This is a genomic window from Accumulibacter sp. (assembly GCF_023806625.1).
GTDB lineage: Bacteria > Pseudomonadota > Gammaproteobacteria > Burkholderiales > Rhodocyclaceae > Accumulibacter.
On record NZ_JAMTDX010000076.1, the window covers coordinates 1 to 15,849 of the forward strand.

At 65.0% G+C, this 15,849-nt stretch carries 14 protein-coding genes; 11 read left to right on the forward strand and 3 right to left on the reverse strand.

Features of this window, described 5'->3' with window-relative positions; genetic code table 11:
- Positions 1-233 precede the first annotated feature (233 nt).
- Entirely contained in the window at positions 234-1,145 is a 912-nt protein-coding gene (locus NFW05_RS12805) for a TauD/TfdA family dioxygenase (RefSeq protein ID WP_295307406.1), read from the reverse strand.
- Between the two features lie 69 nt (positions 1,146-1,214).
- Positions 1,215-2,171: a sulfonate ABC transporter substrate-binding protein gene (locus NFW05_RS12810; RefSeq protein ID WP_295307409.1), complete on the reverse strand. Its 957-nt coding sequence runs from the start codon at positions 2,169-2,171 to the stop codon at positions 1,215-1,217.
- Positions 2,172-2,483: 312 nt separating this feature from the next.
- Here NFW05_RS12810 and NFW05_RS12815 point away from each other — a divergent pair, with 312 nt between their 5' ends.
- The 11 genes from NFW05_RS12815 (at position 2,484) to NFW05_RS12865 (ending at position 14,849) form a co-directional block, all read left to right on the forward strand.
- On the forward strand, positions 2,484-3,800 hold the full coding sequence (locus NFW05_RS12815) for an O-acetylhomoserine aminocarboxypropyltransferase/cysteine synthase family protein (RefSeq protein WP_295307442.1): 1,317 nt from the start codon (positions 2,484-2,486) through the stop codon (positions 3,798-3,800).
- A complete protein-coding gene (gene metX, locus NFW05_RS12820) occupies positions 3,797-4,927 on the forward strand; it encodes a homoserine O-acetyltransferase (RefSeq protein WP_295307412.1) in 1,131 nt (376 codons plus the stop codon). The genes NFW05_RS12815 and metX overlap by 4 nt, the downstream gene beginning before the upstream one ends.
- A gap of 243 nt (positions 4,928-5,170) precedes the next feature.
- On the forward strand, positions 5,171-5,695 hold the full coding sequence (locus NFW05_RS12825; protein ID WP_295307415.1) for a rhodanese-like domain-containing protein: 525 nt from the start codon (positions 5,171-5,173) through the stop codon (positions 5,693-5,695).
- Between the two features lie 50 nt (positions 5,696-5,745).
- On the forward strand, positions 5,746-6,711 hold the full coding sequence (gene epsC / locus NFW05_RS12830; RefSeq protein WP_295307419.1) for a serine O-acetyltransferase EpsC: 966 nt from the start codon (positions 5,746-5,748) through the stop codon (positions 6,709-6,711).
- A gap of 162 nt (positions 6,712-6,873) precedes the next feature.
- Positions 6,874-7,800: a family 2A encapsulin nanocompartment shell protein gene (locus NFW05_RS12835; RefSeq protein ID WP_295307422.1), complete on the forward strand. Its 927-nt coding sequence runs from the start codon at positions 6,874-6,876 to the stop codon at positions 7,798-7,800.
- The gene (locus NFW05_RS12840; RefSeq protein WP_295307425.1) at positions 7,775-9,607 is read left to right on the forward strand and encodes a family 2A encapsulin nanocompartment cargo protein cysteine desulfurase; all 1,833 of its coding nucleotides are present in this window, start codon (positions 7,775-7,777) and stop codon (positions 9,605-9,607) included. Before NFW05_RS12835 ends, NFW05_RS12840 begins: the two co-directional genes overlap by 26 nt.
- 244 nt (positions 9,608-9,851) lie before the next feature.
- Complete coding sequence (locus NFW05_RS12845) at positions 9,852-10,655, forward strand: EAL domain-containing protein (RefSeq protein WP_295307428.1); 804 nt, start codon at positions 9,852-9,854, stop codon at positions 10,653-10,655.
- Positions 10,656-11,072: 417 nt separating this feature from the next.
- A complete protein-coding gene (cysT, locus tag NFW05_RS12850) occupies positions 11,073-11,930 on the forward strand; it encodes a sulfate ABC transporter permease subunit CysT (RefSeq protein WP_295307431.1) in 858 nt (285 codons plus the stop codon).
- Position 11,931: 1 nt separating this feature from the next.
- Positions 11,932-12,822, forward strand: coding sequence for a sulfate ABC transporter permease subunit CysW (gene cysW / locus NFW05_RS12855; protein WP_295307434.1), 891 nt, complete (start codon positions 11,932-11,934; stop codon positions 12,820-12,822).
- Entirely contained in the window at positions 12,819-13,898 is a 1,080-nt protein-coding gene (locus NFW05_RS12860; protein WP_295307436.1) for a sulfate ABC transporter ATP-binding protein, read from the forward strand. Before cysW ends, NFW05_RS12860 begins: the two co-directional genes overlap by 4 nt.
- A 9-nt stretch (positions 13,899-13,907) precedes the next feature.
- Entirely contained in the window at positions 13,908-14,849 is a 942-nt protein-coding gene (locus NFW05_RS12865) for a CysB family HTH-type transcriptional regulator (protein WP_295307438.1), read from the forward strand.
- Between the two features lie 373 nt (positions 14,850-15,222).
- On the opposite strand, the gene NFW05_RS12870 is transcribed toward NFW05_RS12865, so the two are convergent.
- Positions 15,223-15,729, reverse strand: a complete 507-nt coding sequence (locus tag NFW05_RS12870) for a bacteriohemerythrin (RefSeq protein ID WP_295307440.1) — start codon at positions 15,727-15,729, stop codon at positions 15,223-15,225.
- Positions 15,730-15,849 lie beyond the last annotated feature (120 nt).

The following is a 15,849-nucleotide window of genomic DNA, read 5'->3' on the forward strand; positions in this document are numbered from 1 at the left end:
GAGGAGTGGATGACCGGCAAGGTCTATCTCAACTTGCATGCCTGATCTCAACATCCCGATGGCATCACCGCGGAGTATCTACAGAAAGAAGGTTGCACTGCCACGCAGGCGCTGGCCGATGCCTGCGTCCGCTACTGGCGAGACGCCGGACAACGCCGCGTCTCGGCCTGAAGCTGTTTGGGCTGTGCTGCCACCGGGTAGCGACGTGACCCGGTGGCTTTCCGGTAAATGGCCTATTTCTGCGGGCCGTGGTCAAGATAGGCCGAGACACGCTGTCCCCAGCGCTCGAACGGGTAATAGTCCCATACCGCATGGTGTTGGGTAGCCCAGTTGTCCCAGAAGAGTAGTGCGTTCTCGCTCCAGTGGATACGCGTCTGGAAAGAGAGATGTTTCTCTATGTGGCGGAACAGCAGCTGCAGCAGGGCATCGCTTTCTGCGCGCGTCAGCTGGACGATGTGCGAAGTGAAGGCCGAATTGACGAAGAGGAACTTGCGTCCGGTTAGCGGGTGGCGTGCGACGACCGGATGTTCGGTAGCGGGAAAATCCTGGTCGGCAGCGGGCTTGGAGCCGTAGCCGTTGCTCCAGCCTTCCTTGCCGTCATGCAGCGCCGTGAGGCCATCAAGCAACTGTTTGATCGGATTCGATAGCGATTCGTAGGCGAGATAGAGGTTGGCGAAGGCGGTATCGCCGCCGCCGATTTCGGGCAGTCGGGTGACGCGCAGGAACGAGCCCCAGATCGGATGGGCATCGCAGGATACGTCGTTGTGCCAGGCATCCCCGGCAGTGAAGCGGGAGCTCCTGCCGGTACGCCAGGCCAGTACCTCGGGATCGTATTCGGCGGGGTCCCAGGCCTTGTCCGTAGCCAGCACATGACGATGTAGGGTGCCGAAAAGGCGGGCGAAGCGCTTGTGCTGGTCGGGCGTGATGTCCTGATTGCGGAAGATCAACACGAGGTTGTCGCCGATTGCCTGGCGGATCTCCGCCAGTTGCCCGGGGGTCGTTTCCTCGCGCAGGTCGATGCCTTCGACCTCGGCGCCGAGCGCCGGCGACAGCGGCTTGACAACGATGTGGCGGTATTGCGGCCGCGGGCGGGTGTTCCACTGCTCGAATGCGAGTTTGTCGTTGTAGTCCTGGTAGAAACTCATGCGGTAATGCTCCAATGAAAAAGCGGCAGGCCGATGCGGTCGACCTGCCGCCGAGTTGCGAAAAGCGAGTTACTTCAGGCCGACCGTTGCATCCTTGACCTGGATGGCCTTAGGGATCAGCTTTAGATCGAAGAAGGTATCGGCTACCTTTTGCTGCGCTTCGATCACCGGCGGGCTGATCGGCTTCACCACGTTGGTGTAGTTGCGGACAGTCTGTTCGACGACGCCCGGATCGAGACCCTGCAGCGGAGCGATGCGGGCGGCAGCGGCCTTCGGGTTCTGGTTGATCGTCTGCCCGGTCTGCTGGAGCACGCCGAAGACTTCCTTGATCACCTCGGGGCGCTTGGTGGCGAACTCGCGCTCTGCGAGGAAGAAGGCGTAGTTGTTCACGACCCCGGTGCCGTCGGCAATGATGCGCGCACCGATCTGCTGCTGCGCGGCGGCGGTGAACGGGTCCCAGATCACCCATGCGTCGACGCTGCCGCGCTCGAAGGCGGCACGGGCGTCGGCGGGAGGAATGAATACGGTCTGCACATCGGCGTACTTGAGGCCGTGTTTCTCCAGCAGCTTGACCAGCAGGTAGTGGACATTGGAGCCCTTGTTCAGGGCGATCTTCTTGCCCTTGAGGTCGGCAACCGACTTGATCGGCGAGTCCTTGGGGACGATCAGCGCTTCGGCGCGGGGTGCAGGATCCTCGTGGCCGACGTAGACGAAGTTGGCGCCGGCGGCCTGGGCGAAGATCGGTGGCGCCTCGCCGACATAGCCGAAGTCGATTGCGCCAACGTTGAGCCCCTCGAGGAGCTGCGGGCCGGCGGGGAACTCGACCCACTTGACCTCGATGCCGAGGGGCGCCAGCTTCTTCTCGAGCGTGCCTTCCGCCTTGAGCAGTGTGAGCAGGCTCGCCGACTTCTGGAAACCGATGCGCAGGAGCTTGGGGTTGTACTCGGCATACGCGGCCGGGGCGAGCGCGATGACCGAGAGGCCGAGGACGAGGCCGAGGGCCTTCTTGAGGAGGTTGCGTTTCATTGTCTGCCTGTGGGGTTTGTTGAGGTCGCGCAAGTGTCGGTGCGCCGGGCAGCCTGCGGAAATACCGATTGCTTGGTTGGATATGGGCTGCCGGGAATAAGCACCTGCAGGATTCTTCGTTGGCCGGGGCGGGGCCGGTTGCTACCGTGCACTTCCACGGGCCGCCGCTGCCCGCATCCAACCACCGATCCGCCGGGAGAACGAGGCATGGGCATCGTCCGCAAGCTGATTGAATCCATCAAGTCCTCGGTCCGGGAAAGTGTTCCCGAGCCCTCCGAACAAACCACAGGGAGTTCCAAAGTGAGCGAAGACATCAAGCGCAACTACCGCTACGAAACGCTGCAGGTCCACGCCGGGCAGCAGCCGGCACCGGGCACCAATGCCCGCGCCGTACCGATCTACCAGACCACGTCGTATACGTTCAACAGCGCCGACCACGGCGCCAGGCTGTTCGCGCTCAAGGAATTCGGCAACATCTACACGCGCATCATGAACCCGACCACCGACGTCTTCGAGCAGCGCATCGCGGCGCTGGAAGGTGGTGTCGCGGCAGTGGCCACCAGCTCGGGACAGGCGGCGCAGTTCCTCGCCATCAGCACCATCGCCCAGGCCGGCGACAACATCGTGTCGACCAGCTACCTGTACGGCGGCACCTACAACCAGTTCAAGGTGTCGCTGCCGCGCTTCGGCATCGGGGTCAAGTTTGTCGACGGCGACAACCCGGAGGACTTCCGCAAGGCCATCGACGACAGGACGAAGGCCATCTACGTCGAAACCATCGGCAACCCCCGCTTCAACATTCCCGACTTCGACGCGCTGGCCAAGGTCGCCCACGATGCGGGCATCCCGCTGATCGTCGACAACACCTTCGGCGCCGGCGGCTACATCGCCCGTCCGATCGAGCACGGCGCCGACATCGTCGTCGAGTCGGCGACCAAGTGGATCGGCGGCCACGGTACGTCGATCGGCGGCGTCATCGTCGATTCGGGCAAGTTCAACTGGGGCAACGGCAAGTTCCCGCTGTTCACCGACCCGGCCCCGGGCTACCACGGCCTCAATTTCTGGGAAGTCTTCGGCTCGGGCGGCCCGTTCGGCAACATCGCCTTCGCCATCCGCGCCCGCGTCGAAGGCCTGCGCGACTTCGGGCCCAGCCTGTCGCCGTTCAATGCCTTCCAGCTCCTGCAGGGCGTCGAGACGTTGTCGCTGCGCGTCCAGCGCCATGTCGACAATGCGCTCGAACTGGCCAGGTGGCTCAAGTCGCATCCGCAGGTGGCATGGGTCGAATACAACGGACTCGAGGAAAACCCCTACCACGCTCTGGCCAGGAAGTACCTGAAGAACGGCTTCGGCGCCGTGCTCAATTTCGGCATCAAGGGCGGGTCGACCGCAGCCCAGAAGTTCATCGACAACGTCGTCCTCGCCAGCCACCTGGCGAATGTCGGCGATGCCAAGACGCTGGTCATCCACCCGGCCTCGACGACGCACCAGCAGTTGTCCGAGGCCGAGCAGAAGAGCGCCGGCGTGCGTCCCGACCTGATCCGCGTCTCGGTGGGCATCGAGCACATCGAGGACATCAAGCTCGACTTCGACCACGCCCTGCGCCGCTCGGCGCTCGAAGCGGCGGCATGACCTTCGGCGTTTCGGAAGCGACGCAATGGCTGGCCCTGGGCCAGCCATTTGCTTTGGAAAGCGGCTGCGAACTCCCGGAAGTGCAGGTCGCCTACCGGACCTGGGGGCGGCTCGACGCCGACGGCGGCAACGCGGTGATCGTCTGTCACGCGCTGACCGGCTCGGCGGACGCAGACGAGTGGTGGCCGGCGCTCTTCGGCAGGGGTCGGGCGCTCGATGGCGAGCGCGACTTCATTGTCTGCAGCAACGTCCTCGGCGGCTGCTACGGGACCACCGGGCCGAGCAGCTTTGCCCCGGATGGGCAGCGCTGGGCGACCCGCTTCCCGGCGGTCACCGTGCGCGACCAGGTCCGCCTGCAGATGGTGCTCGCCGACCGCCTCGGCATCCGGCGGATCCGCTTCGTCATCGGCGGCTCGATGGGCGGCCTGCAGGCGCTGGAGTGGGCACTGCTCGACCCCCGCCGCGTGGAGGCGGTGGTCAGCATCGCCGCGGCCGGTCGGCACCCGGCCTGGTGTGTTGTCTGGAGTGAGGCGCAGAGGTTGGCGTTGCTGGCTGATCCGAGATTTCGCGATGGCCACTATCCACCGGACGACCCGCCGCTCAGAGGACTTGCCGCCGCTCGGGCCATCGCCATGGCCACCTATCGAAGCCCTGCGTCGCTGGGTGCGCGCTTCGGACGGGCCAGCGGAAGGGCGGTCTTCGGCCACCGGGCGAAGGCTCCGGACGACTACGCGGTTCGCAACTGGCTGCGCCACCACGGAGAGGCCCTCGCCCGGCGTTTCGATGCCAACAGCTACCTGACCCTGCTCGAAGCGATGGACACGCACGATCTGGCGCGAGGGCGTGGCCCGTACGAGCAGGTCGTCCAGCGAATCCGGCAACCCGTGCTGATCGGTTCGGTCAGATCGGACGGGCTGTACGTGCCCGGTGAGCAATATGGTCTCGCACGGTTGCTGCCTCGCGGCGAGATCTTCGAGATCGACTCGGAGCAGGGACACGATGGATTCCTGATCGACGCCGCGCGGTTCGAGCCGCGCCTGCGCCGGTTCGTCGATCGCTGCGGTCGGGATCGAGAGTTGTCGATCCGGCCTCTCCGAGAAGACGGCCGGCTGCGAGGCGCATGCTGACCGCCCATCTCTCCTCGACGCGCCGGGCCGGGGGCCGCCGCGGCCCTTTGTGGCGCAACACGTTGGTGACAGTCTCGGAGCCGGGCGGTGGCTCTGCTTCGGCTCGCCCTCCCTTTGGCCATGGGGTCGCCTGGTTATAAGCAAGTCAGCTTTTCTTCGTTGGCCGCTGCGGCTGTGGCTTCTTACAGTGGCGGCTGTCGAACTGTCCGGTCGTTCCCAAGTTTGCCAGTGAAGGAGAAGTACATGGAAGCCGTCGCCTGTTCAGGACACACCTACGGGACGAGTCACGTGGTCGCCACGAACCTCAAACTGGAGGCCGATGGTGACGCCCAGGCGATTCTCGCCTCAGCGGTGGCCCGTGCTGCTCGGGGAAACCTGACCTTCGCCGGAGCTGTGACGCCGCTCGAAGCATGGGCGCTGCTCACTGCCGGCGTGGCGACGATCATCGACGTGCGGACCGCCGAAGAATACAAGTACGTCGGCCACGTGCCTAACTCGCCGTTGGTGCAATGGCAGATCGGAGCGAGCCTCAGCCGCAATCCCCGATTTTCCCGCGAACTGGCGGGCAGGGCCGGCAAGGATGAAGTCATTCTATTGATCTGCCGTAGCGGCAAGCGTTCGGCAGCGGCCGCCGAGGCCGCCACTCGCGCTGGTTTCACTCGTGTCTTCAACGTCCTCGAAGGCTTCGAGGGCGAGATCTCGACCGACGGACAGCGTGGTGGAGCCGGAGGCTGGCGCTATCACGGGCTGCCCTGGGTCCAGGACTGAGAAGATTGGCGCAAGACTTGCTTGCCGCACATGCCCACCGGGCCAAAGCGATGCACGATTTCGCTCTGACTGAACCTTCTGCGGAGACTCTGGTTGTTTCCGGGCTCGACTCGGTCGTTCGCCGACTGCGCATGAAGCGCGAACGCTGGCGACTGGCGCAGCAGCGCAGCGTCGAGGCGGGTCGGAGGGAGTTCCCCTCCCGGGAGTCACTGCGCGAGGTCGTCGAACGACTGTGCGGCGCGCTGTTCCCGATGCGCCTGGGCCCCAGCGATCTTCAACAGGGCGCGAGTGAGGACTTCTACGTCGGGCACATGCTCGACGTCTCTCTGCGGACCTTGCTCGCGCAGGTGCGTCTCGAACTGGCCCATGCTTCGCGAGGGGACTCGACCGTCGGTGCGCCGGAGATCGATCAGCGCGCGGTCAGCCTCGTGCAACGGTTCGCCACCGAGCTTCCGGAAATTCGCGCCTTGCTCGACAGCGATGTCGAGGCTGCCTACCGAGGGGATCCGGCCGCACGCAGCGTCGACGAGGTCGTCCTCTGCTATCCCGGGGTCCTGGCAACGATTCACCATCGTCTGGCACACGTCCTGTATCGACTCGGAGCGCCCCTGGTCGCTCGAATCGTCTCCGAACTCGCCCACTCGGCGACCGGCATCGACATTCATCCAGGGGCGCAGATCGGCGCCAGCTTCTTCATCGATCACGGGACGGGTGTGGTGATCGGCGAGACGACGGTGATCGGCGAGCGCGTCCGGCTCTATCAGGCCGTGACACTCGGCGCAAGGCGCTTCCACTTCGACGCGCAGGGCGCTCTGGAAAAAGGCGGCGCACGCCATCCGATTGTCGAGGACGATGTGGTGATTTACGCCGGCGCGACGATCCTTGGCAGGATCACCATTGGGCAGGGGTCGTCGATCGGTGGCAACGTCTGGCTGACCCAGAGCGTACCTCCGGGAAGCGTCGTCACACAGGCCATGACGCGCAGCGATCTGGTCGACGGAGGAGACGGGATTTGAGTTGCTCCGGATATCTGCTCCGGCCCCGGGGTGGTCGCTCGCCGCCCCGGCGGCGGTGCACGTCCTCGGCCGGGCCGCTGGGTGGCGGCCTTGCCCCCTTTCCCGACCGGTCTCGTGACCGTTGATTGTTGTTTGACCCTTGGCAACCCACAGGAGCTCTAGATGACCGACCCTTCGCTGCAGCATGCTCTCGGCGACTCAGCCGCACGGCAGCTGGCCAACGCCACCAAGACCGTGGCGCAACTCCCGACCATCTCGCCCCGCTGGCTGGTCCATCTGCTGCCGTGGCTGCCGGTCGAGGCCGGTATCTATCGGCTGAACCAAGTCAGGAACCCGCGCGACGTCCGCGTTGCCTGCGCCAGGCGCGATGAATCGGAGCTGCCCCAGACCTTCGTCGATTACGAAGAGAAGCCGCGCGAGTATTTCCTTAGCGCCGTGACGACGATCCTCGACGTGCACACGCGTGTTTCCGACCTGTACAGCAGTCCGCACGACCAGATCAAGGAGCAGCTGCGGCTGACCATCGAGACGATCAAGGAACGTCAGGAGAGTGAGCTGATCAACAATGGCGACTACGGTCTGCTCGCCAATGTCGCCGAAAGTCAGCGCATCGCCACGCTGAGCGGCGCGCCGACGCCGGACGACCTCGACGAACTGCTGGTCCGGGTGTGGAAGGAACCAGCGTTCTTCCTGACGCACCCGCTGGCGATTGCCGCCTTCGGCCGCGAGTGCACCCGGCGAGGAGTTCCGCCGCCGACCGTTTCGCTCTTCGGTTCGCAGTTCGTCACCTGGCGGGGTGTTCCCCTGATCCCGTCGGATAAGGTCCCCGTCGAGGAGGGCAGGACCAAGGTTCTGCTCCTGCGCGTAGGGGACAAGCGCCAGGGCGTCGTTGGTCTGTACCAGCCGGGCCTCCCGGGCGAACAGAGTCCCGGCCTGTCGGTCCGGTTCATGGGCATCGACCGCAACGCGATCGCTTCGTATCTGGTCTCGCTGTATTGTTCGCTGGCCGTTCATGCCGAAGACGCCCTGGCCGTCCTCGACGAAGTGGAGGTCGACAAGTACCATGACTACCGCGACAACTACCGCTGAACTGCCGCTCGCCGGGTCGCCTCCCGAGCTTGCGGGACTGCCAAGCGAGGCCTCCCTGGCCGCGCTCGCGCGAACGCTGTACGGTGTTCTGTCGGCGAGCGAAGCAGGTTTCCCGCTGTCCGGCCCTCGGCAGGACCCGGCGACCGTGGGTTCCGCTCGTTCGCCGCGCGTCGCCGATCCACCGGGCGGCCCGGCGCCGCTTTCGCCCGAACCGTGGCTGGCTCCCGAGCTTCGCGAAGTCGACCTGCCCGACCTGTCTGCCGGCCTGCCGGAAGGGTCGTTGCCGCCTGGTTGGCCCGCCGCGATGTCGACTTCGCCACGCTACTTTATCGACGGATCCGCGGTTCAGGCTTCGGCTATGGCCATGCCAGCCGGAGGAGTTCCGCTTGCCGGACAGACCGCCGTGTCGCCGATCGCTTCTCCCGGAGAGGCGCTCTTGCGCCGGGTTCTGGATGAGCTCGCCAGCGAGCAGTCGACCCAGGCCCGGAACACGGTGTCGGGCGACCCGCAGCACTTCTACTTCGTCGGCGATTCGCTCGGGAGGGGAGTGCCGCAGGCCGACAGCAGCCGCTTCCCGGCCTTCGATGTGCAAGCCGTACGCCGCGACTTCCCGATCCTTGCCGAGCGAGTCAACGGCAGACCTCTGATCTGGCTCGACAATGCGGCAACGACGCAGAAACCCCGGACGGTGATCGAGCGCCTCGTACACTTCTACGAGCACGAGAACTCGAACATCCACCGCGCTGCGCACGAACTCGCTGCGCGGGCCACCGACGCCTATGAAGCCGCCCGCAGCAAGGTGGCGCGTTTTCTCGGCGCGGGCACCGCGGAGGAGATCGTCTTCGTACGCGGTGCGACCGAGGCGATCAACCTGGTTGCCAGGAGCTGGGGCACGCGAAACGTCCGCGAAGGCGACGAGATCGTCGTCTCGTTGCTCGAGCACCATGCGAACATCGTGCCGTGGCAGCAGTTGGCCAACGAGACCGGGGCCCGCCTGCGGGTGATTCCGGTCGACGACCGGGGCCAGATCCTCCTTGAGGAGTACCAGCGGCTGCTCGGCGATCGTACGCGCCTGGTGGCCATCAGCCAGGTTTCCAACGCGCTCGGGACCATCACTCCGGTCAGGGAGATCATCGCGATGGCCCACCGCGTGGGAGCCCGGGTGCTCGTGGACGGCGCCCAGTCGGTGTCCCACATGCGCGTCGACGTGCGCGCGCTGGACGCCGATTTCTTCGTCTTCTCCGGACACAAGGTCTTCGCGCCCACCGGCATTGGCGCCCTCTACGGACGCCGTGAAGTCCTCGAGGTGATGCCGCCGTGGCAGGGTGGAGGCAACATGATCGCCGACGTCACCTTCGAGCGGACGGTGTTCCAGGGTGTCCCGGCTCGATTCGAGGCGGGGACCGGCAACATTGCCGACGCCGTGGGTCTCGGTGCAGCAATCGACTACGTCGAGCGGACGGGCATCGAGAATATCGCCCGTTACGAGCACCAACTGCTCGCCTACGCGACGCGTCAGGTCGCTTCCGTTCCCGGCATTCGTCTGATCGGAACCGCCACGGAAAAAGCGAGCGTCCTGTCGTTTACCCTTGCCGGCTACCGTCCCGAGGAGGTGGGCACGGCTCTGAACGAGGAAGGAATAGCGGTGCGTGCCGGTCATCACTGTGCGCAACCGATCTTGCGTCGCTTCGGCGTCGAAGCGACCGTCCGGGCGTCGCTGGCCTTCTACAACACCTGTGCCGAGGTCGATGTGCTTGTCTCGGTGTTGCGGCGGCTTGCGGCGGACAGGGAGAAGGCGGTCCGATAACGCTCCGGCGACTTCCCCTTCGCACGGGTGCGCCTCGGCACGGATCAACCGGGCCGGGGCGCCGCGGTTGGTGCGAAGGCGTTCGCGATCGCCGCGAAGTGCGAGAGGCTTTGCCGAGTCCCACGTGGGAAGCGGGGAAGTCGGACACGGTGCATGTGCATTGCAGGAATTCGTCGTTCCGGTTTCGGTTTGGCGCGCGTACTGTCCGGGGCCGTTAGCCGTTGGCGTAACCGGAAGAATGTTCATGTCATCTGATGCACAGTCGCTGCGGTCTCCCGCACGAGCTTTCATAACACGCCTTCCCCAAGGCCACGAGCCCGGAAGATCCCTCCATCGTCACGCCGATGGCAGCATCATCGGGGACTGGTATGGTTGCCGCCTTTCTTCGGTGTTCCAGCCGATCGTCGACGCACATTCCGGCGAAGTTCGCGGTCAGGAAGCGTTTCTGCGAGTGCTCGGCCACGGGCAGCCTGACTTGTCGCCATGGGGTCTGTTTTCGGCAGCCGCGGACGACGAACGGCTGATCGCGCTGGACCGCCTGTGCCGGACCGTGCACCTCCTCAACTGGCTGCTCGCCGCGAGCGAGTCGCTGCTCTTCCTCAACGTGCATGGACGGTTGCTGGCGGCGGTCGCCGACGATCACGGGCGAGCCTTTCGACGAGTTGTCGACGCGCTGGGCGTTTCTCCGGAACGACTCGTCATCGAGACACCCGTGGCGGCCAGCCGGCAGCCCGAGCTGCTCCATCTGGTGTTGCGCAATTACCGTCGCCACGGCTTCCAGGTTGCCGTCAACCTCGAATCGCCTGCTCACTGGCCGGCCATCACGCGCTCGGCGCCCCAGTTCGTCAAGCTCGCCATGCGATCGTCGGGGTGGGACGATCACCTCGATGGCGCCGTCCTGGGGGATCTGCTTCATTGCTCGGGCCGGGAGACCGTGGTTGTCCTGACGCGCAACGAGCGCCCGCTCGCCGGCACCCTCCCCGGTCGCGTGTGGCTCCAGGGCCATGCCTATGGATCGCCCAGGAGCTGTTCTCCGGATGCTGAGTGACGGGGTGATTGAATGATCCGGCGGATGATCCCGCCGGCCCGGTTCCGCGGTCTCGCTCTGGCGAAAGCCGCGCAGCCGCGATCAGGCTGAAGGTTTCGAGCGCGGCGCGAAGGCTTCCGGAGGGGTACTCGACCGGTTTGCGAGGATCGGGGAGGCGACGATCGACAGAGGATTCGGCCGGTGGGCGGGTGTCACGCCAGCACGACCTCGGGGGACGTTTCCAGATCAGACGCAAACAGCCTTTGTCGGCAGCCGAAGCCTCGATCCCCTCAGCGACCGAACGAAGAAGGGGCAGGGGTCGGTCACGGTTCCTTTATAGCGAGGTGGAATTACTTCCTTACCAATGATTATTTCTCATGCTATAGAGCTGGCCGTACACTCCGGATCCGTATTGATGCAGCGCAGCAGGAGCGAGGAATGGTTCGACGAGAAGGGAACAGCAGCAGGCTGAAGCGCTTCAGCGTTCTGCCCGGCTTTGCGGTGACCCTGGGTTATACGCTGGCCTATCTGAGCCTGGTGGTCCTGATACCGCTCTCTGCGATCGGGGCCAAGACGCTGACGCTTGGCTGGGAAGCGTTCTGGTCGGCGGTCAGCACGCCACGCGTCGTCGCTTCGTATCGTCTAAGTTTCGGCGCCTCGCTGCTCGCTGCGGGGATCAACGTCGTCTTCGGGCTCGTCCTAGCCTGGGTGCTCGTTCGCTATCGCTTCCCCGGCAAGGGACTCGTCGACGCGCTCGTCGACCTGCCGTTCGCGCTGCCTACGGCGGTCGCCGGGATCGCACTGGCGACGATCTACTCGGCGAATGGGCCGATCGGTGAGTTTCTGCAACCACTCGGTATCGAAGTGGCTTATACGCCGAAGGGAGTGCTCCTCGCGTTGGTGTTCATCGGTCTCCCATTTGTCGTGCGCACGGTGCAGCCGGTACTTGCCGACCTCGAGCGCGACGTCGAGGAAGCTGCGGCCGGGCTGGGCGCCTCACGGTGGCAGACCTTCCGGCGGGTCATCCTGCCGCACATTGCGCCGGCGATACTTACCGGATTCGCGATGGCGTTCGCGCGGGCCGTCGGCGAGTACGGTTCGGTCATCTTCATCGCCGGGAACGTGCCCATGGTCTCCGAGATTGCCCCGTTGATGATCATCACCAAGCTCGAGCAGTACGACTACGCTGGAGCGACGGCAGTCGCCTCAGTCATGCTGGTGATTTCGTTCATCCTGCTGCTGATCATCAATGCCCTTCAGGGGTGGATGCAGCGTCGTCGCGGTGCGGGAGGCTGAGATGGAAAGCCGTACCCTGGTCCATCCCGGAATCATCGCAGACGAATCCCCGAGCACGCGCGACCCGACCCCGGTGCGATGGGCGCTGATCGGCATCGCGCTGGCATTCTTCGCCGTCTTCCTGCTGCTTCCGCTGCTCACGGTGTTTGCCGAAGCGCTGCGCAAAGGGTGGGGCGCCTATCTCGCGGCGCTGACAAACCCGGACGCGCTGGCCGCGATCCAGCTCACGCTGCTCGTTGCCGCGATCGCCGTCCCGCTGAATCTCGTCTTCGGGGTCACCGCGTCCTGGGCCATCGCGCGCTTCGATTTCGTCGGAAAGCGGGTGCTGATCACGTTGATCGATCTGCCCTTCTCGGTCTCGCCGGTCATATCGGGGTTGATCTACGTTCTGCTCTTCGGGGCTCAGGGCTGGTTCGGGCCGTGGCTTCAGGAACACGATGTGCGGATCATCTTCGCGGTTCCGGGCATCGTGCTGGCGACCATATTCGTCACTTTTCCGTTCGTCGCTCGCGAACTGATCCCATTGATGGAGGCCCAGGGCTGGGAGGAGGAGGAGGCCGCCGTCGTTCTCGGTGCATCGGGCTGGCAGGTCTTCTGGCATACGACGCTGCCGGGCATCAAGTGGGGACTGCTCTATGGCGTGATTCTCTGCAACGCGCGTGCGATGGGCGAGTTCGGGGCTGTGTCGGTCGTTTCCGGACACATCCGCGGGCTGACCAACACGATGCCGCTGCACGTCGAGATCCTCTACAACGAATACAACTACGCCGCTGCCTTCGCCGTCGCGTCGCTGCTCGCCCTTCTGGCCATCGTCACGCTCGGTATCAAGGAACTGGTGGAACGGCGCGTGCATCGTCACTCGTCACCAGGCTCTCGGGAGAATGAGTCATGAGCATCGCCATTCGTCACCTCAGCAAGCGCTTCGGCGCGTTTCAGGCGCTCGACGACGTTTCGATCGACATCGGTTCAGGGGAACTGGTTGCCCTCTTGGGCCCGTCGGGGTGTGGCAAGACGACGCTGCTGCGGATCATCGCCGGTCTGGAGTACGCCGACCGGGGAGAAGTCCTGCTCGATGGCGACGATGCCTCGCACCGCCACGTCCGCGAGCGTCAGGTCGGCTTCGTCTTTCAGCACTACGCGCTGTTCAGGCATATGAGTGTCTTCGACAACGTCGCTTTCGGGCTGCGCGTCCGGTCACGGAAACTGCGTCCCACGGAAGCGCAGATCCGGGAACGGGTCGTGCGTCTGCTCAAGCTCGTGCAACTCGACTGGCTCGCCGACCGTCATCCGTCGCAACTGTCCGGTGGCCAGCGACAGCGGATTGCCCTGGCCCGGGCGCTTGCCGTCGAGCCAAAGGTGCTGCTGCTCGACGAGCCGTTCGGCGCACTCGACGCGAAAGTGCGCAAGGAGTTGCGCCGCTGGCTCCGCCAGCTTCACGACGAGATCCACGTCACCAGCGTGTTCGTGACCCACGACCAGGAGGAAGCGCTGGAAGTGGCCGACCGGGTGGTCCTGATCAATTCGGGCCGAGTCGAACAGGTCGGCACCCCCGAATCGGTCTATGAGACTCCCGCAACGCCCTTCGTCGCGAACTTCCTCGGGTCGGTCAACCTCTTTCACGGGCGGATAGAGGGCGGACAGCTCCATGTCGGGGAACATGTGATTGGCCTCGATTCCGGAGACCGCGAGCCGGGTGGCGGAGCGGTGGCCTTCGTGCGACCGCACGATTTCGACCTCGTTCCGGGGTGGCCGGCCGGGAGTGGCCTCCCGGCGAAGATCGAGCGCGTCGTTTCGATCGGTCCGACGGCGCAACTGGAACTGAGCCGCGGCGACGGCGAGGCAGGCGAACCGATCGAGGTTCACCTGGATCGGCAAACACTCGGACGACTCGGTGTACGCGAGGGTGACCGTGTATTGCTGCGTCCGCGCCGGATTCGTCTCTTTCAGACGGACGCTCTGGCCGCCTGAGGGAAAGCGATGAACCTGCAGCAGCTTAGGATCATTCGCGAGACGGTTCGCCAGGAGTTCAACCTGACGGAGGTGGCGAATGCCCTATACACCTCGCAACCCGGGGTCAGCAAGCACATCAGGGATCTCGAAGACGAACTGGGCATCGAGATCTTCGTGCGCCACGGCAAGCGCCTTCTCGGTCTGACCGAGCCCGGCAGGGAACTCGCCGGCGTGGTCGAGCGCATCCTGCTCGACACCCAGAACCTGCGCCACATCGCCGACCATTTCGCGAGCCGGGAAAGTGGCCATTTCGTCGTCGCGACCACGCATACGCAGGCGCGTTACGCCTTGCCGCAGATCATCAAGTGGTTCAAGGCCGATTACCCGAAGGTGCACCTCGCATTGCATCAGGGGAGTCCCGTGGAAATCGCCGATCTGCTGCTTTCCGGGGTCGCCGACGTCGGTATCGCCACCGAAAAGCTCGACCAGCTGCCCGAAGTGGCGGCGTTTCCTTTCTACCGCTGGCATCACGCGCTGATCGTACCGTACGGTCACCCGCTTCTGGAGGTCCGCGACCTGACACTCGAGGTGATCGGCGATTATCCGATCGTCACCTATCAGGAGGGCTTTACCGGGCGGACGCTGATCGACGGAGCGTTTGCCGCGGCTGGCGTCGCTCCCGACATCGTGCTCTCGGCGATCGACGCCGACGTGATCAAGACGTACGTCGAACTTGGTCTCGGTGTCGGGATCGTCGCCTCGATGGCCTACGACGCGAACAAGGACCGCGGACTGACGCTGATTCCGGCGCCCCGGCTTTTTCCGGAGAGCACGACTCGTCTCGCCGTACGCCGCGGGAAGTACCTGCGCAGCTACGTTCGCGCGTTCATCGAGAAGGTTTGTCCGGAAGTCGGTGAGGATGCGCTGGCGGCGGCGATGCAGAGGCCGAGCAGCGCCGTTGACGGATGAGGGGCGTGCCGGCGTGGTATCAGGCAAGTCGTTGACGGCTTCTTCGTGTCCCTCCGTCACCTGGCACTGCGCGGCGCCAAACCTTGCCGTAGCCGTCAGGCCTGCGCGGGGGTGCGATCGCTGTTGCCAGGCGGGGCTTCGGCGCCGGCCTGGATGACTGGCGTTCTGCTCGGCTGATCGGTTGTCGCGGGTCAGCGCTCGGCTCTGCGCCGTCGCCTGCATTTCTCCCAGCCTGGCAGTCGGCCCGGTCGGGGGGCCTTGCCGTAGTCATGACCTGGCCTGCGATGCACGCCCCAGCCGTGAGAAATGCAGACTAGCCGAAAGTCCGCTGAAGAAGCGCCTCAGGGTGGCGGGAGTTCGTTCCAGCGGACTCTCAGGCCGTGCCCTGGACGTAATCGCGGATTTCGGCGAGGGTCGGCCGGTAGGCCAGGTCGCTGCTCGTCACGTGGCCGACGCTGAACTCGAGAAAGAAACGCATCACCGGCCAGCCCGGTGCGAGCAGCGAACCGGCGGGCGACACGTCGTTGCCGGTCAGCCTGGCGAAGCGCTCGCGGATCGCCGCCAGGTCGTCGAGCAGGCTGTGGTGTTCCGCCCGATGCCGCGCGAGGTCCGCGTAGCCGACCTCGGCGAGAAGCCTTTCCTCGTAGGCGAAGTGGGCCTCGATCAGACCGGCGAGACGGTCGACGGTCGGGCGCAGTTCGTCGATGCCACGGCCCTCTCGCCAATGATCGTAGATCCCGGCGCCGAGGTCGAAGATCGCCCGGTGCTGGGCGTCGATCCCCGGATGGTCGACCGAGAGGTGGTCTCCCCACTGGATCAGGCTGCCGATCGCCAGATGCTGCAACTGGACCCGGCCGGACAATGCATCGCGTGTGCTCATCGTGTCCTCCTCCTGGACGGTCCGCGGAACCCGCAGGCTTTGCCGACGAGATTACTCCACTTTTGGGGTTTACTCCGTTTTGTGTGGAACGAGGGCCATCTGGGCAAACGGCGGGGTGGG

What these genes read in the sequence shown, in the direction of transcription:
- NFW05_RS12805 (WP_295307406.1), bottom strand. Translation starts at nt 1,145, where the DNA reads ATGAGTTTCTACCAGGACTACAACGACAAACTCGCATTCGAGCAGTGG.
- NFW05_RS12810 (WP_295307409.1), bottom strand. Translation starts at nt 2,171, where the DNA reads ATGAAACGCAACCTCCTCAAGAAGGCCCTCGGCCTCGTCCTCGGCCTC.
- metX (WP_295307412.1), top strand. Translation starts at nt 3,797, where the DNA reads ATGACCTTCGGCGTTTCGGAAGCGACGCAATGGCTGGCCCTGGGCCAG.
- NFW05_RS12825 (WP_295307415.1), top strand. Translation starts at nt 5,171, where the DNA reads ATGGAAGCCGTCGCCTGTTCAGGACACACCTACGGGACGAGTCACGTG.
- epsC (WP_295307419.1), top strand. Translation starts at nt 5,746, where the DNA reads ATGCACGATTTCGCTCTGACTGAACCTTCTGCGGAGACTCTGGTTGTT.
- NFW05_RS12835 (WP_295307422.1), top strand. Translation starts at nt 6,874, where the DNA reads ATGACCGACCCTTCGCTGCAGCATGCTCTCGGCGACTCAGCCGCACGG.
- NFW05_RS12840 (WP_295307425.1), top strand. Translation starts at nt 7,775, where the DNA reads ATGACTACCGCGACAACTACCGCTGAACTGCCGCTCGCCGGGTCGCCT.
- NFW05_RS12845 (WP_295307428.1), top strand. Translation starts at nt 9,852, where the DNA reads ATGTCATCTGATGCACAGTCGCTGCGGTCTCCCGCACGAGCTTTCATA.
- cysT (WP_295307431.1), top strand. Translation starts at nt 11,073, where the DNA reads ATGGTTCGACGAGAAGGGAACAGCAGCAGGCTGAAGCGCTTCAGCGTT.
- cysW (WP_295307434.1), top strand. Translation starts at nt 11,932, where the DNA reads ATGGAAAGCCGTACCCTGGTCCATCCCGGAATCATCGCAGACGAATCC.
- NFW05_RS12860 (WP_295307436.1), top strand. Translation starts at nt 12,819, where the DNA reads ATGAGCATCGCCATTCGTCACCTCAGCAAGCGCTTCGGCGCGTTTCAG.
- NFW05_RS12865 (WP_295307438.1), top strand. Translation starts at nt 13,908, where the DNA reads ATGAACCTGCAGCAGCTTAGGATCATTCGCGAGACGGTTCGCCAGGAG.
- NFW05_RS12870 (WP_295307440.1), bottom strand. Translation starts at nt 15,729, where the DNA reads ATGAGCACACGCGATGCATTGTCCGGCCGGGTCCAGTTGCAGCATCTG.